13 protein-coding genes and 1 pseudogene are annotated in these 15,045 nt (G+C 67.5%); 11 read left to right on the forward strand and 3 right to left on the reverse strand.

What is annotated here, in order from left to right:
- Positions 1 to 427: 427 nt before the first annotated feature.
- Positions 428 to 1,186 carry an SDR family oxidoreductase gene (locus QX010_RS32775; protein ID WP_315800856.1) on the reverse strand — a complete coding sequence of 253 codons (759 nt, stop codon included), beginning with the start codon at positions 1,184 to 1,186 and terminating at the stop codon, positions 428 to 430.
- A 179-nt stretch (positions 1,187 to 1,365) separates the two neighbouring features.
- On the opposite strand from QX010_RS32775, the gene QX010_RS32780 reads away from it, so the two are divergent.
- Positions 1,366 to 2,892 (forward strand): malonyl-CoA synthase, encoded by a 1,527-nt coding sequence (locus QX010_RS32780; protein WP_316183678.1) that lies wholly within the window; start codon positions 1,366 to 1,368, stop codon positions 2,890 to 2,892.
- A 7-nt stretch (positions 2,893 to 2,899) separates the two neighbouring features.
- Here QX010_RS32780 and QX010_RS32785 read toward each other — a convergent pair whose 3' ends face one another.
- Positions 2,900 to 3,157: a hypothetical protein gene (locus tag QX010_RS32785; RefSeq protein WP_315800854.1), complete on the reverse strand. Its 258-nt coding sequence runs from the start codon at positions 3,155 to 3,157 to the stop codon at positions 2,900 to 2,902.
- A gap of 555 nt (positions 3,158 to 3,712) precedes the next feature.
- Here QX010_RS32785 and sdhC point away from each other — a divergent pair.
- The 9 genes from sdhC to QX010_RS32830 all read left to right on the forward strand — a co-directional run bounded on the left by sdhC (position 3,713) and on the right by QX010_RS32830 (position 13,203).
- Positions 3,713 to 4,111 carry a succinate dehydrogenase, cytochrome b556 subunit gene (gene sdhC, locus QX010_RS32790; protein WP_315800853.1) on the forward strand — a complete coding sequence of 133 codons (399 nt, stop codon included), beginning with the start codon at positions 3,713 to 3,715 and terminating at the stop codon, positions 4,109 to 4,111.
- Positions 4,112 to 4,131: 20 nt separating this feature from the next.
- Positions 4,132 to 4,506, forward strand: coding sequence for a succinate dehydrogenase, hydrophobic membrane anchor protein (sdhD, locus tag QX010_RS32795; protein WP_315800930.1), 375 nt, complete (start codon positions 4,132 to 4,134; stop codon positions 4,504 to 4,506).
- A 3-nt stretch (positions 4,507 to 4,509) separates the two neighbouring features.
- On the forward strand, positions 4,510 to 6,348 hold the full coding sequence (gene sdhA, locus QX010_RS32800) for a succinate dehydrogenase flavoprotein subunit (RefSeq protein WP_315800852.1): 1,839 nt from the start codon (positions 4,510 to 4,512) through the stop codon (positions 6,346 to 6,348).
- 48 nt (positions 6,349 to 6,396) lie between these two features.
- Positions 6,397 to 7,179 (forward strand): succinate dehydrogenase iron-sulfur subunit, encoded by a 783-nt coding sequence (locus QX010_RS32805; RefSeq protein ID WP_315800851.1) that lies wholly within the window; start codon positions 6,397 to 6,399, stop codon positions 7,177 to 7,179.
- A 116-nt stretch (positions 7,180 to 7,295) separates the two neighbouring features.
- The gene (locus QX010_RS32810; RefSeq protein WP_316183679.1) at positions 7,296 to 9,446 is read left to right on the forward strand and encodes an ATP-binding protein; all 2,151 of its coding nucleotides are present in this window, start codon (positions 7,296 to 7,298) and stop codon (positions 9,444 to 9,446) included.
- Between the two features lie 64 nt (positions 9,447 to 9,510).
- A complete protein-coding gene (locus tag QX010_RS32815; protein ID WP_316183680.1) occupies positions 9,511 to 11,466 on the forward strand; it encodes an ABC transporter ATP-binding protein/permease in 1,956 nt (651 codons plus the stop codon).
- Between the two features lie 119 nt (positions 11,467 to 11,585).
- Positions 11,586 to 12,413, forward strand: a complete 828-nt coding sequence (locus tag QX010_RS32820; protein WP_316183682.1) for an FkbM family methyltransferase — start codon at positions 11,586 to 11,588, stop codon at positions 12,411 to 12,413.
- Between the two features lie 86 nt (positions 12,414 to 12,499).
- Positions 12,500 to 12,985 (forward strand): pyridoxamine 5'-phosphate oxidase family protein, encoded by a 486-nt coding sequence (locus QX010_RS32825; RefSeq protein WP_315800847.1) that lies wholly within the window; start codon positions 12,500 to 12,502, stop codon positions 12,983 to 12,985.
- The gene (locus QX010_RS32830) at positions 12,985 to 13,203 is read left to right on the forward strand and encodes a hypothetical protein (protein WP_315800846.1); all 219 of its coding nucleotides are present in this window, start codon (positions 12,985 to 12,987) and stop codon (positions 13,201 to 13,203) included. The genes QX010_RS32825 and QX010_RS32830 overlap by 1 nt, the downstream gene beginning before the upstream one ends.
- A gap of 337 nt (positions 13,204 to 13,540) precedes the next feature.
- Here QX010_RS32830 and QX010_RS32835 read toward each other — a convergent pair whose 3' ends face one another.
- Positions 13,541 to 14,164, reverse strand: a complete 624-nt coding sequence (locus QX010_RS32835; RefSeq protein WP_316183683.1) for a hypothetical protein — start codon at positions 14,162 to 14,164, stop codon at positions 13,541 to 13,543.
- A gap of 455 nt (positions 14,165 to 14,619) precedes the next feature.
- Between QX010_RS32835 and QX010_RS32840 the strand changes: the two are divergent.
- Positions 14,620 to 15,045 (forward strand): annotated as a pseudogene (locus QX010_RS32840) (OmpA family protein); the annotation flags it as partial.

Below are 15,045 nucleotides of genomic sequence, written 5' to 3' on the forward strand. Positions count from 1 at the left end.
CCGCCTGCATTTTCTTTCGCAGGCGGGCCACGGGCGCGGCCAGCGCCCGGCCTTCCCTGCGCCCTCTGTTTGTTTGAGGGCGATGAGTTTCAGCACAGCTCGGGCGCACCGTGTCGCGAGGATGAGACCGCACGATTTCAATCTGCTTTTCGGAGGCGGCGCTCGATGCGCCAACCTCCACTGTCGTCCCGGACAAGCGCGAAGCGCGCAGATCCGGGACCCATAACCACAGGGCTAAATTGTCGTGCTCGATACTGGCCGCCTGCCTGTTTCAGACATCACGCGGTATGGGTCCCCGCGTTCGCGGGGACGACACCGGTGGGGTCGCGCGTGATAGGCCCGCCCGACAGTGGTTATCCCGTGAGACTAGGCCCGAGGTCCTCTGTCGTTGTAGGGAGCGTTCGGCATGTTTGATATGCAAGCCCCCTCAATCCCTGTTGCCCGGCGTCTGGATGAACCCACGATTCCAAGTCGGGCTGATGAGGATCTCGTTGATGCACACGCGCGGCGGCATGTTCGCGACGAAAGCAATGGTGCGGCCGAGATCCTCCGGCTGCAGCATCCGCGCCTGCTCCTCCGCGCTCGGCACCACAGGGCGCTGCTCCAGGATCGGCGTCGCGACTTCGCCCGGCATCAGGCAGCACGCGCGCAAGCCATTCACACATTCTTCCATGTTGAAGGAGTGCGTCAGCGCCAGCACCGCGTGCTTGGTCGAGGTGTAGGCCGGCCCCGGCATCTTCGAGACGTGGCGCCCGGCCCAGGACGAGACGTTGATGATGGTGCCGTCCGCTTGCGCGCGCATCGCCGGCAGCACCGCCTTCATGCAATACAGCACGCCGTTGAGATTGATCTCGACCAGCTGGTTCCAGCCGTCGAGCGTCATGTCGTCCCAGCGCCGCCTCGGCACGTTGACGCCGGCGGAGTTCACGAGGAGATCGATGCGGCCGTGCCGCATCAGGATGGCATCGGCGGCGGCCTGCACGTCCGCCGCCTTGGCGACGTCGAGCACGACAGCCTCGGCTGTGCCGCCGCTCGCCGCGACTCGCGCCACCACGGAGTCGAGCGCCGCCTTGCGACGGCCCGACACCACGACCGTCCAGCCATCGGACGCCAGCGCCAGCGCGCCGGCCTCGCCGATTCCGGTGCCGCCGCCCGTGATCCACGCGATCCGTTTCCCTTTGGTCATATCTTGGCGTCTCCCGTTGCCTTTGAAAGGGCGTTTTTGCTAAGGCAGCCTCGATCAGAGACGGCAACCCTGGCGACATCGCCGGTGCCATCCGCCGTCCCAGCCCTTTTCGTCTTCGTAGAGCATCATGTTCCGCAGGCTGGCACTGCCGGCGGGCCACCGCTCCAGGGGAATGTCGCATGAACCAAGCCGCCAACGCCAACCTGTTCTCCCGCCTGTTCGACGGTCTCGACGATCCCAGCCGTCTCGCGATCGAGACCCATGACGGCCAGCGCATCACCTACGGCGATCTGATCGCGCGTGCGGGCCAGATGGCGAACGTGCTGGTGGCCCGTGGCGTCAAGCCCGGAGATCGCGTGGCGGCGCAGACCGAGAAGTCGGTGTCCGGCCTGGTGCTCTATCTCGCCACGATCCGCGCCGGCGGCGTCTATCTGCCGCTCAACACCGCCTACACGCTCAACGAGCTCGACTATTTCATCGGCGATGCCGAGCCGACCGTGGTGGTCTGCGATCCTGCCAAGGCCGAGGGCATCGGTGCGCTCGCGGCCAAGGTCGGCGCCAAGGTGGAGACACTGGATGCCTCCGGCAGGGGCTCGCTGACCGAGGCCGCCGACAAGGCGGAGACCGCGTTCACCACCGTGCCGCGCGGTGCCGATGATCTGGCGGCGATCCTCTATACGTCGGGCACGACCGGCCGCTCGAAGGGCGCGATGCTGTCTCACGACAATCTCGCCTCGAACTCGCTGACCCTGATCGACTACTGGCGCTTCACCAAGGACGACGTGCTGATCCACGCGCTGCCGATCTATCACACCCACGGCCTGTTCGTGGCCAGCAACGTGACGCTGTTCGCGCGGGCCTCGATGATCTTCCTGCCCAAGCTCGATCCCGACCTGATCATCAATCTGATGGCGCGCGCCACCGTGCTGATGGGCGTTCCGACCTTCTACACGCGGCTGTTGCAGAACCCGCGGCTGTCGAAGGAGACGACCAGCCACATGCGGCTCTTCATCTCGGGCTCGGCGCCGCTGCTCGCCGATACGCATCGCGAGTGGTTCGCGCGCACCGGCCATGCCGTGCTCGAGCGCTACGGCATGACCGAGACCAACATGAACACGTCGAATCCTTACGAGGGCGAGCGCGTGCCCGGCGCGGTCGGCTTCCCGCTGCCCGGAGTCTCGGTGCGCGTCACCGATCCCGAGACGGGCAAGGAGCTCGCGCGCGACGACATCGGCATGATCGAGGTGAAGGGCCCGAACGTGTTCAAGGGCTATTGGCGGATGCCGGAGAAGACCAAGTCGGAATTCCGCGACGACGGCTTCTTCATCACCGGTGATCTCGGCAAGATCGACAAACAGGGCTACGTCCATATCGTCGGGCGCGGCAAGGATCTCGTGATCTCCGGCGGCTTCAACGTCTATCCGAAGGAGATCGAGAGCGAGATCGACGCCATGCCCGGCGTGGTCGAGTCCGCCGTCATCGGCGTGCCGCATCCTGATTTCGGCGAAGGTGTCACTGCCGTCGTGGTCCGCCATCCCGGCGCCGACGTCACCGAGGCGGGGGTGCTCGAGGGTCTCGACGGCCGACTGGCGAAATTCAAGATGCCCAAGCGCGTATTCGTGGTCGACGAGCTGCCGCGCAACGCGATGAGCAAGGTGCAGAAGAACGTGCTGCGTGATCAGTACAAGGACATCTATACGAAGTGACGGCGGCCTAGCGCCGTCGTCCGATCGCGAGGCCGGCGAGCGCGGCCAGCGGCGGCGCGGCGCAGATCAGCACGAATTCGAGCACGGCGAGCGAGGCAATCTCATGCTGGATGGCCAGCGCGAGACAGGCGGCGAACAGGCCGGCGGCGGCGAAGCCGAGCACGCAGGTCAGGGGCTCCTCGACGGGCTCGTGCGACGACACCTTGCGCGCCGGCAGTTCCGCCGGGCGTTCAGTGGCTGTCGGTCGCACCGTCGGCAGCGGCATCGAGGCTCCCTGCACCGCGTCTGTTGCACCTCGTCGAGACTAGGCTGCTTCGCCGGGTGGCGACATGCGGCAAAATCGACCGGCGGAGGGCCATGTGCGCGGCGAGGAACGCGGGAGATCGAGGCGCTTTTGCTGCCGCGCGGGCCGGCGCCGAGACAGGTTGTTGCTCCGCGTATCGCTCCGGGCAGGTTTGCAGAATCATCAGATGGCGCTGGCTGTTGTCGCGAAACCGCTCGCTCAGGACCATCGTTAAGCGGTGAATCAGTGCTCGGCGATAGGCGCTATTCAGCTGTTCCGCCACGTTGGCAACGGCCGGGGAGAGGAGGTAGCAATGAATAATGGTTCGCTACATCCAGTCGCGATTGGGTTCTGGTATACCACGGCGGCGATTGATCCTTTTCCTTCGGGCCGCCTAGTACTGAATCCGCGTTCTATTTTGAGCGATTTGTTCGTTGCAACGCCTGTTCCTTCTCCGTAAATAAAGGCCGCCTTGCCGATCCACACGGCCGCAAGCCCCCCGCGTTCACGGCCCACAAGAAATCATCAAAGCAACCAATGACAGCCAGGATCGAACGACCGCTTTCGCCGCATCTGCAAACCTACCGCTGGACGCTGACGATGATCCTCTCGATCGTCCATCGCGCCACCGGGGTTGCACTATATTTCGGGACGCTGCTGCTGGCCTGGTGGTTGATCGCCGCCGCGTCTGGTCCCAGCGCCTACTCCTACGTCCAGGGCTTCATGGGCAGCTTCCTCGGCCGCCTGATCGTGTTCGGCTACACCTGGGCGCTGCTGCACCACCTGCTGTCCGGCATCCGCCACTTCGTCTGGGACCTCGGCTACGGCTTCAAGCCCAATGAGCGCGAGGCGCTGACCTGGGGTGCCCTGATCGGCGGCATCACCTTGACCGTCCTGGTGTGGATCGTGGCTTACGCGGTGGGAGGCGGCCGATGAGCAACGCACGCGCGAAATCGATGCGGACCCCGCTCGGCCGCGTCCGCAACCTCGGCGCAGCGCATTCCGGCACCGGCGACTTCTGGCGCCAGCGCATCACTGCCGTCGCCATGACCCTGCTGATCGTGCCGGTCGTCGTGGTCGTGATCATGCTGCTCGGCCGCAACCAGGCCGGCGCGGTCCAGATCCTGGGCTCGATTCCGATCGCCGTGATCATGCTGCTGTTCGTGATCGCGAGCTGCTGGCACATGAAGATCGGCATGCAGGTCGTGATCGAGGACTACGTCCACAGCGAGCCGCTCAAGCTCGTTGCGATCATGGCCAACAACTTCTTCGCGGTGACCGTGGCGCTCGCCTCGATCTACGCCCTCATCAAACTGTCCACTGGAGTCTAGCCCATGGCCGGCGGAGCAAATGGCAGCGCGAACGGCGCGCCCGCGACGAACGGAAAAGCCTATCCGATCGAGGACCACACCTACGACGTCGTCGTGGTCGGTGCCGGTGGCGCGGGCCTGCGCGCCGTCGTCGGCTGCAGCGAGGCGGGCCTGCGCACCGCCTGCATCACCAAGGTGTTTCCGACCCGCTCGCACACCGTGGCGGCGCAGGGCGGCATCTCGGCCTCGCTCGGCAACATGCACCAGGACGACTGGCGCTGGCACATGTACGACACCGTCAAGGGGTCGGATTGGCTCGGCGACCAGGACGCGATCGAATACATGGTGCGCAACGCGCCCGAGGCCGTCTATGAGCTCGAGCATTGGGGCGTGCCGTTCTCGCGCACCGAGGACGGCAAGATCTACCAGCGGCCGTTCGGCGGCATGACCCTGGACTACGGCAAGGGCCAGGCGCAGCGCACCTGCGCCGCCGCCGACCGCACCGGCCACGCGATGCTCCACACGATGTACGGCCAGTCGCTGCGGCACGCCGCGGAGTTCTTCATCGAGTTCTTCGCCATCGACCTGATCATGGACGACCAGGGCGTCTGCCGTGGCGTCATCGCGCTGAAGCTCGACGACGGCACGCTGCACCGCTTCCGCGCACAGACCACGATCCTGGCGACGGGCGGCTATGGACGCGCCTTTGCCTCCTGCACCTCGGCGCACACCTGCACCGGTGACGGTGGCGGCATGGCGCTGCGCGCCGGCCTGCCGCTGCAGGACATGGAGTTCGTGCAGTTCCACCCGACCGGCATCTACGGCTCCGGCTGTCTGGTCACCGAAGGCGCGCGCGGCGAAGGCGGCTATCTCGTCAACGCCGAGGGCGAACGCTTCATGGAGCGCTACGCGCCATCCGCCAAGGACCTCGCCTCGCGCGACGTCGTCTCCCGCGCGATGACCATCGAGATCCGCGAAGGTCGCGGCGTCGGCCGGAAGAAGGACCACATCTTCCTGCATCTCGACCATCTCGATCCGAAGGTGCTGGCCGAGCGTCTGCCCGGCATCTCCGAATCGGCCAAGATCTTCGCCAATGTCGACGTCACCCGCGAGCCGATCCCGATCGTGCCGACGGTGCACTACAACATGGGCGGCATCCCGACCAACTATCACGCCGAGGTGCTGACCAAGAAGGACGGCGACGACAACGCGATCGTCCCCGGCCTGATGGCGGTGGGCGAGGCCGCCTGCGTCTCCGTGCACGGCGCCAACCGGCTCGGCTCGAACTCTCTGATCGACCTCGTGGTGTTCGGCCGCGCGGCGGCGCTGCGACTGGCGGAGAAGCTGACGCCGAACGGCAAGCAGCCGGACCTGCCGAAGGACTCCGCCGACAAGGCGCTCGGCCGGCTCGACCATTATCGCCATGCCTCCGGCGGCACGCCGACCGCGAAGCTGCGCGAGAGCATGCAGAACGTGATGCAGACCAACTGCGCCGTGTTCCGCACCGGCGAGGTGCTGCAGGAAGGCCATAACCTGATCCACAAGGTGTATGGCGGCATCGGTGACATCGCGGTGTCCGACCGCTCGCTGGTGTGGAATTCCGACCTGATCGAGACGCTCGAGTTCGACAATCTGATCGCGCAGGCGGTCGTGACGATGGACTCGGCCGTCAATCGCACCGAGAGCCGCGGCGCCCATGCGCGCGAGGATTTTCCGGATCGCGACGACACGAACTGGATGAAGCACACGCTGGCGTGGATCGACAGCAAGGACGGCAAGACGACGATCGATTACCGCCCGGTGCACAACTACACCATGACCAACGACGTGCAGTACATTCCGCCGAAGGCGCGCGTGTACTGATCGCGTGTGACCTGAGCCCGACCGTCAAACCCAAGAAGGCCTTCCGAAATGGCTGAGTTCGCACTTCCAAAGAATTCTCAGATCACCGGTGGCAAGACCTGGCCCAAGCCGGCCGGTGCCACCGAGGTTCGCGAGTTCAAGGTCTATCGCTGGAATCCGGACGACGGCAAGAATCCGAGCGTCGACACCTACTACGTCGACGTCAACGATTGCGGCCCGATGGTGCTCGACGGCCTCATATGGATCAAGAACCACATCGATCCGTCGCTGACCTTCCGCCGCTCCTGCCGCGAGGGCGTGTGCGGCTCCTGCGCGATGAACATCGACGGCCAGAACACCCTGGCCTGCACCCGCTCGATGCACGACGTGAAGGACGGCGCGGTCAAGATCAATCCGCTGCCGCATCAGCCCGTCGTGAAGGACCTGGTGCCCGACCTCACCAATTTCTACGCGCAATACGCCTCGATCGAGCCCTGGCTGAAGACGACCTCGCCGACGCCGCAGAAGGAATGGCGGCAGAGCCACGAGGATCGCGAGAAGCTCGACGGCCTTTACGAGTGCATCCTGTGCGCCTGCTGCTCGACCTCGTGCCCGAGCTACTGGTGGAACAGCGAGCGTTATCTCGGACCCGCCGCGCTGCTGCAGGCGACGCGCTGGGTCAAGGACAGCCGCGACGAAGCCACCGGCGAGCGGCTCGACAATCTCGAGGACCCGTTCCGGCTGTACCGCTGCCACACCATCATGAACTGCGCCAAGGCCTGCCCGAAGGGGCTGAACCCCGCCGAGGCGATCGCGGAACTCAAGTTCAAGCTGGTCGAGCGGCAGATCTAGCCGGGCGGACAGCTTTACCGATCATGCGCCCGGAACCGGCACAAGTTCCGGGCGCAGCGAGTTTGTAGCCGCCGTCGATTGCGTTAAGCTTGTGGCCCTTTGAGGCCGGAGCGACCGTGCAGACCGCACAACGCAAATCGCTGACGATGCTGCGCTGGATGATGGTCGCGTCACTTGCGCTTCCTGTCGCTCTGTTCGTGATCGCGGCCTACGTCTCCCACGGCACGACATATGAGGAGGCCGATCGCGAGATCAGCCGCTCGCTCGAAATCGTCCACGAGCACGCGCTGAAGGTGTTCGAGACCATCGAGCGCAGCCTCTCGGAGATCGACGAGGTCGTCCGCGACCTGTCGGATGCCGACATCAAGGCGCGCGAGCAGGCGCTGCACGCCCGGTTGCGACAATTGTCGGACGCGCTGCCGCAGATGAAGTCCGCCTGGGTGTTCGACGCCAACGGCCGGCCGCTGGTCAACAGCATGATCTATCCGGCGCCGGACATGACGTTCCTCGACCGCGACTACTTCAGCGCCCACGTCAAGGACAGCATCGGCACCTTCATCGGCGCGCGGTTGACGCCGCGGCCGCCCTATCAGGGCGCGCCGTTCTTCAGCATCAGCCGCCGCCGCCAGAGCGACGACGGCAGCTTCACCGGTATCATCCAGGCCTCGGTGCTGCCGGATTATTTCGAGCACTTCTACGCCCGGATCGGCCGGGCGCCCGGCAGCTACTTCGCGCTGCGCCGCTTCGATGGTCTCATCCTGGCGCGCTTCCCGGGCGGCGGGAGAGGCGCGGCTGCAGGGCCCAGCGACATTCCCGCCGGGGCCGCAGATGCGGAGCAGCTCGTCACCGAGATCTCGCCGGTCGATGGCGTCGAGCGTCTCGTCGGGTATCAGCGGCTCGGCGGCTATCCGGTCTACGTCTCGGCGGGGCTGGCGACGTCGACCATCCGCAACCGCTGGCTCGGCACGATCGGCCGGCACCTCATCTTCGGCATCCCGGCCACCGCGCTGCTCGTCGTCTTCCTGACCCTTGCCCAGCGGCGGACCGAGCGCCTGCATGTCGAGGCCGCCCGCCGCCTCGAGGCCGAGGATGCGCTCAAGCACGGCCAGCGCATGGAGGCGCTGGGACAACTGACCGGCGGCGTCGCGCACGACTTCAACAATCTGCTGACCGTGATCCGGGCCTCGGCCGACCTGTTGCGCCGGCCGGATCTGGCTGACGAACGGCGGCAGCGCTATATCGACGCGATCTCGGATACGGTGGCGCGCGCATCGAAGCTCACGTCGCAGCTCCTCGCGTTCGCCCGGCGCCAGACGCTGAAGCCCGAGGTCTTCGACATCGGCCGCAGCGTCGTCGCCCTGCGCGACATGACCAAGACCCTGGTCGGGTCACGCGTCGAGGTCGTGATCTCCGTTCCCGACGAGCCGTGCTACGTCAATTCCGACGCTGGCCAGTTCGAGACGGCGCTGATCAACCTGGCCGTCAATGCCCGCGACGCAATGGCCGGCCAGGGACGTCTCAGCATCACCGTCGCCCCCGCAGCGGCGCTGCCGACTCCGGCGGCGCCGCACGACCGTCCGCCGCTGGGCTATGTCGCCATCAACGTCCAGGACACCGGCGTCGGCATCCCGTCGGAGCATTTCGGACGCATCTTCGAGCCGTTCTTCACGACCAAGACCATCGGCCAGGGCACCGGCCTCGGCCTCTCGCAGGTGTTCGGCTTCGCCAAGCAGTCCGGCGGCGAAATCGGGGTCACGAGCGAGAAGGGCCGCGGCGCCACGTTCACGCTCTATCTGCCGCGCGTCGCTCCAGCCCAGGTGCAGCGCGGCGAGGACGGCAGCCATGCCGAGCCGATCGGCGGTCAAGGCATGTCGGTGCTGGTGGTCGAGGACAACATCGACGTCGGCAGGTCGGCGACCGAAGCGCTGGCCGAGCTCGGCTATCGGACCACGCTGGTCGACAACGCCCGGGACGCGCTGGAGGAGCTGATCGGCGGCACCAGCCGGTTCGACGTCGTCTTCACCGACGTCGTGATGCCCGGCATGACCGGGCTGGAACTTGCCGAGGAAATCAGGCGGCTCGAGCTCAACGTGCCGGTCGTGCTCGCGAGCGGTTACAGCCATGTGCTGGTGCAGCAGGGCACGCATGGCTTCGAGCTGTTGCGCAAGCCCTATTCGATCGAGGAATTGTCGCGCGTGCTGCACAAGGTCGTTCCGGTGCCGCTGTATCGCGCCCCACCCATGGCGCCGAACACGCAGGTGCCGTGAGACCGGCACGCATTGCGCGGGAACCCGGACGGGAACCTTCTGGTTGCGTTGCTGTTATCGCGCCATGGGACAGGTTCAGGACATCGCGCGGCCGGGGGCACAGGCGCCCGAGAAGGCGCCGATCATCGAGATCGCGGCCGAGAATGGCGCTGAGGTCGAGCCGCCGCCGCCCGAATTGGTGGAGCCTGATCCGGAGCTGTCGCCCGAAGAGGGCGAGCAACTGCGCAAGCGCTATCTGCTGACCCGGTTCTGGATCAGCGCCCGCGGTTACTGGGGCCGGAGCGGCGACCGTCTGGCGTGGGCGTTTACGGTCGGCCTGCTGGTCCTGATTGTCGCGACCGTCGCATTCCAGTATGGCATCAACGTCTGGAATCGGTCGATCTTCGACGCGATCGAGAAACGCGATTCCGCGACCGTCTTTCATCTCACCGCGATCTTCTTTCCGCTCGCGATCGGCAGCGTCATCCTCGGCGTCGCCCAGGTCTATGCGCGGATGGCGATCCAGCGGCGTTGGCGCGCGTGGCTGACCAACAGCGTCATCACCCGCTGGCTGACCAGCGGGCGCTACTATCAGCTCAATCTCGTCAGCGGCGACCACAAGAATCCGGAATACCGGATCGCCGAGGACCTGCGCGTCGCAACCGATTCGCCGGTCGACTTCATCGCCGGCGTGACCTCGGCGCTGCTGTCGGCCGCGACGTTCATCGTCGTGCTCTGGACCATCGGCGGCGCGCTGACGTTGCATCTCGGCGCGACCGAGATCACTATTCCCGGCTTTCTGGTCATTGCCGCGATCGTGTACGCCGCCATCGCCTCGGGCTCGATCATGACGATCGGCCGCCGCTTCGTGCAGGTGTCCGAGGACAAGAACCAGGCCGAGGCCGATTTCCGCTATACTCTGACCCGCGTCCGCGAAAACGGCGAGAGCATCGCCCTGCTCGGCGGCGAGACCGAAGAGCGCGCCGGCATCGATCGGACGTTCGGCAACGTGCTGCAGCAATGGGCGCGGCTCGCCGGCCAGCACATGCGCACCACGCTGGTGTCGCAGGGCTCGAGCCTCATCGCTCCGGTCGTGCCGCTGCTGTTGTGCGCGCCGAAATTTCTCGACGGCAGCATGACGCTCGGGCAGGTGATGCAGGCCGCGAGCGCGTTCACGATCGTTCAGACTGCGTTCGGCTGGCTGGTCGACAATTATCCGCGTCTCGCTGATTGGAACGCCTGTGCCCGCCGCATCGCCTCGCTGATGATGTCGCTCGACGCGCTGGAGCGTGCAGAGCGGGGCGACGGCATTGGCCGCATCAAGCGCGGCGAGACCGCCGGCGAAGCGATGCTCAGTCTGAATGATCTGCAGGTGACGCTCGACGACGGCACCGCCGTGGTCGGCGAAACCGAGGTCGTCGTCGATCCCGGCGAGCGACTCCTGGTCGCCGGCGAATCCGGCACCGGCAAGAGCACGCTGGTGCGCGCCATTGCCGGCCTGTGGCCGTGGGGCGGCGGCAGCATCGACTTCCATCCCGACCGGCGGCTGTTCATGCTGCCGCAGCGCCCCTACGTGCCCTCGGGCAGCCTGCGCCGGGCCGTCGCCTATCCCGGCGCCGCCGAGGACTGGAGCGTGGCGCAGGTCGGCGAAGCCCTGCACAAGGTCGGGCTCGATCATCTCAAGGACAAGATCGAGGAGGAGGCGCCGTGGGACCAGACGCTCTCGGGCGGCGAGAAGCAGCGCCTCGCCTTCGCGCGCCTGCTGCTGCACAGTCCCGACATCGTCGTGCTCGATGAGGCGACGTCCGCGCTCGACGAGAAGAGCCAGGACAAGATGATGGAGATGGTGACGAGCGAGCTGCCGAAGGCGACCATCGTGAGCGTGGCGCACCGGGTGGAGCTTGAGGCCTTCCACAGCCGCAAGATCGTGCTCGAGCGGCGCAAGGGCGGCGCCAAGCTCGTCAGCGACATCGATCTCATTCCGCGCAAGGGGAAGCGTCGCCTCATCGGACGTTTCCTGCGCCAGCGCAAGGCAGCCTGAGCGCCTCGCGCCCCTGCCGCAGCGCTGTCCCGCTGACGACACAATGCGGACACGCCGCCTGCATTGGAGATCGCAGCGAAACCGGCTATCACACGTCGCCTTCAGCCCAGGACGCGACCTTGACGCCCGACAACGATCCTTCTCCGCCTCCCTTTGGTGCCTTCGCTCCCAACGCCGCCCAGGCGCTGGTGATCCGGCTGGCGCACGGCTCCGGGCTCAAGCGCGGCGCGTTCCGGCCGATGTTGACGCGCGTCGTCAATGTGCTCGGGGCGGGCCCCGTTGACGTCGGCTATCAGGGCGCCTGTTTCCGCTTCTACCATCAGCTCAGTGCGACCGAGCGCGGCGCGCTGTTCAATCCCGACTACAATCGCGAGGAGCTGGATTTCCTGCGCAGCCACGTTCCGCAGGGCGGCGTGGTGGTGGATATCGGCGCCAATGTCGGAACGTTTGCCTTGCCGCTGGCCCGTCACGTCGGGCCCGACGGCCTCGTGATCGCGGTGGAGCCGCATCCGGTCACGCATGCGCGGCTGAGCTTCAACCGTGCTGCGTCCGCGCTGTCCCAGGTCAGGCTGGTGGCAGCGGCCGCAGGCGACAGCGACGGCGAGGTGATGATCGAGACGGACGGTGACAATCTCGGCGCCAGCCATATCGTGATCGGCGAGACCGGAGCGGACGCATTCAAGGTCCCATCGTTGCGGCTGCAGACCATCCTCGAACAGGCCGGAGCGACCAAGGTCGACGCGCTGAAGATCGACGTGGAAGGTTTCGAGGACCGCGTGCTGACCTGCTTCTTCCGTGACGCGCCTGCCGCCTTGTGGCCGCGGGCGGTGGTCATCGAACATCTGTCGCGCGACGAATGGCAGAACGACTGCCTCGCCGACATGCTCGGCCGCGGTTACCGCGAGAGCGGCCGCACCCGCAGCAACACGCTGCTGCTGCGCGGCTGAACCGCGCATCCGTCCGCTTTCCCTGCTACGTCCGGAACGCGGCGCCCCACGCTGCGTTGTCGGCCCTGACATCAAGGGAGCCGGCCATGAGCAATGACGACGCGCGCGATCAGGATCGCGTTTGGGACCTGATGAAGAAGATCGGATTTGCGATGCTGGTCACCCGCGACGGTGACAGGCTGCGAGCACGGCCGATGAGCGCCTATCTCGCGCGCGACGAGAACATGATCTATTTCCTCACCGACGCGCGGCGTCACAAGGACGAGGAGATCGCGCGGTCGCCGCAGATCAATCTGTCGTTTGCGGACGCCGGAGCCCAGAAATACGTCTCGCTGACGGGCACGGCAGCCGTCTCCAACGATCGCGGCAAGATCCGGGAGCTCTTCTCGACGCCGGCTAAGGCCTGGTGGGACAGCGCCGAGGATCCGAACATCCGCCTGTTGAAGATCACGCCTGATGACGCCGAGTTCTGGGATTCGCCCGGCACGGTCGTGAGCTACGTCAAGATGGCGGCGGCCGCGGTGACCGGCACGCGTCCCGACCTCGGCGACAACCGCAAGGTCGCGATGTGATGCCGATCGAACCGCCAGAGATTCCGCCGGCGACGCCGGGCCATCCGGTCGAACCACCGCAGGAAGACCCGGTCGGCAATCCGCAGCCCGACATTCCGCCGCCGGTGTACGAGCCTGATGCGCCGGCGCCGCCGCGCGAGCTGCCAGGGCCGACGCCGGACGAAATCCCCGGCCGAGGGCCGCTCGGTCCCACCACACCGAATCCGGCCACGGATTGACCGCGATTGGACGGTCATGATGATCGCCTGCCGAGGGTTTGGCCGCGAGCCGGTCCGCATCTCTGCGGTTACGCCAAGCCCTTGAAAATCAAGGCTGAATGAAACCTGAATGGCGGCCCTGCGGTGGTGGCTTCGCGTCGAAATAAATCCGCCTGCGGATTTGAACTGCGCCACAATCCGGCCTAACCCATACTCGTTGATCTCTCCGTGCTTGAAAAAGATCGTTCCGGGAAAACAAGACACATGAGCAAACTTCGCGTCCTGCTGCTGGCGACGACTGCGCTGTCGGCGATGCAACTGATGAGCTCCGGCTCCCACGCGCAGAGCGCGCCGATGATCATGGCGCAAGGTCCAGGCGGCCCCGGCGGCGAGGTCGGCCCGGACGGTCGGCCCAAGCAGCCGCCGCATGGTCAACCGCCAGGCCCGCCTCAGCGGCCGGCTGGCCCGCCGCCGGCCGCTGCACCGCCCCATCAGGCACCGCCTGCGCCGCCGCCCGCGGCGGCTCCGCCGCGTCCTGCTCCCCCACCGCCTCCCCCGGCTGCGGCACCGCGTCCCGCGCCGCCGCCTCCCCCGCCGCCACCCCGTGCGGAGCCACCGCGCCCCGCGCCCCCACCGCCCCCTCCGCCACGGGCCGAGCCACCACGTCCGGCTGCTCCGCCGCCGCGGGCTGAGCCGCCACATTCGGCACCGCCGCCTCCACGGGCTGAGCCGCCTGCACCTCCGCCGGCGCGTCCTGCGCCACCTGTTGCGGCTCCGCCGGTGCATACGCCGCCGCCTCCAGCGCCTCCGCCGGGGCCGCCGCGTGAGCCGGCACGTCCTGCGACTCCGCCTGCGCCCCCGCCGACGGCTGCTCCCGCGCGTCCAACGCCGCCCACGCCGCCCGTGGCCACGCCCGCCCCGCCACCTCCGCCGAGTCCGGCACCGAACCTGCGGCCGGGAACGCCGCCGTCAGCCGTGACACCCCCGCCTTCGTCGCCAGCGGCCGGGAACGCGTCGCCGCCTGCGCACTCGCCGGCTCCGTCCGCGGCGCCGTCTCCGCAGCCGACGCCGGCTCCGACTCCTCCGGTTGGCCCCGGGCAGCGGCCGCCGACACAGCCAGGTGCCGGCGCCCCGCCGCCTGGTGCTCCCCAGGGAGCACCCCCGCCACGCGGCGCGCCGACGCCGCCGGCCGGAACCGTCGCGCCTGCTCCGGGAACTCCGCCGGCGCCACCCGCGCCTCCGGCCACCCAGACGCCGTCGCAGCAAGGCACGCCGCCCGCAGCCGGGAGCCCGCCCGGCGGACGTCCGGGGACGCCCCCAGGAGCCCCGGGTGGTCCGCCTCCGGCGGCAGGTCCTGGTGCTGCCGGACCCGGTCCGGGACCCGCCGGCGCGCCGCAGGCCGGTCCTGGCGCTGTGCCGCCCGCCGGCCCCCCGGCCATGTCCAATCGGCCGCCGCCGCAGGTCACTGCGCCCATCCCGGCGCCGCCGCCGCCGACGGCACAGCAGCTCACGCCGATCGCGCCCGGCGCGCCGTTGGCGGGGCCGCAGCGGCTGGACGATTTCCGCGGCCAGCGCCGCGAGGTCCAGGAGGGCGGTCGCACGCTGATCTACGAGCCGGGCCGCGTCATCGTGCGCGATCCGAGCGGTCAGGAGTTCGTGCGTCATGACGAGCTTGAGCGCTTCCGCTACGGCGCGCGGGACATCCGCGTCCAGCAGGAGCGGGGAGAGACGCGCACGGTGGTGATCCGTCCCGACGGTAGCCAGATCGTCACGATCACCGCGCCGGACGGCCGGCTGCTGCGCCGCATCCGCCGCGACATCGGTGGCCGCGAGATCATCATCATCGACAACACCTACCGCGAT

The sequence above is a fragment of the Bradyrhizobium sp. SZCCHNRI1009 genome, from assembly GCF_032487575.1.
GTDB lineage: Bacteria > Pseudomonadota > Alphaproteobacteria > Rhizobiales > Xanthobacteraceae > Bradyrhizobium.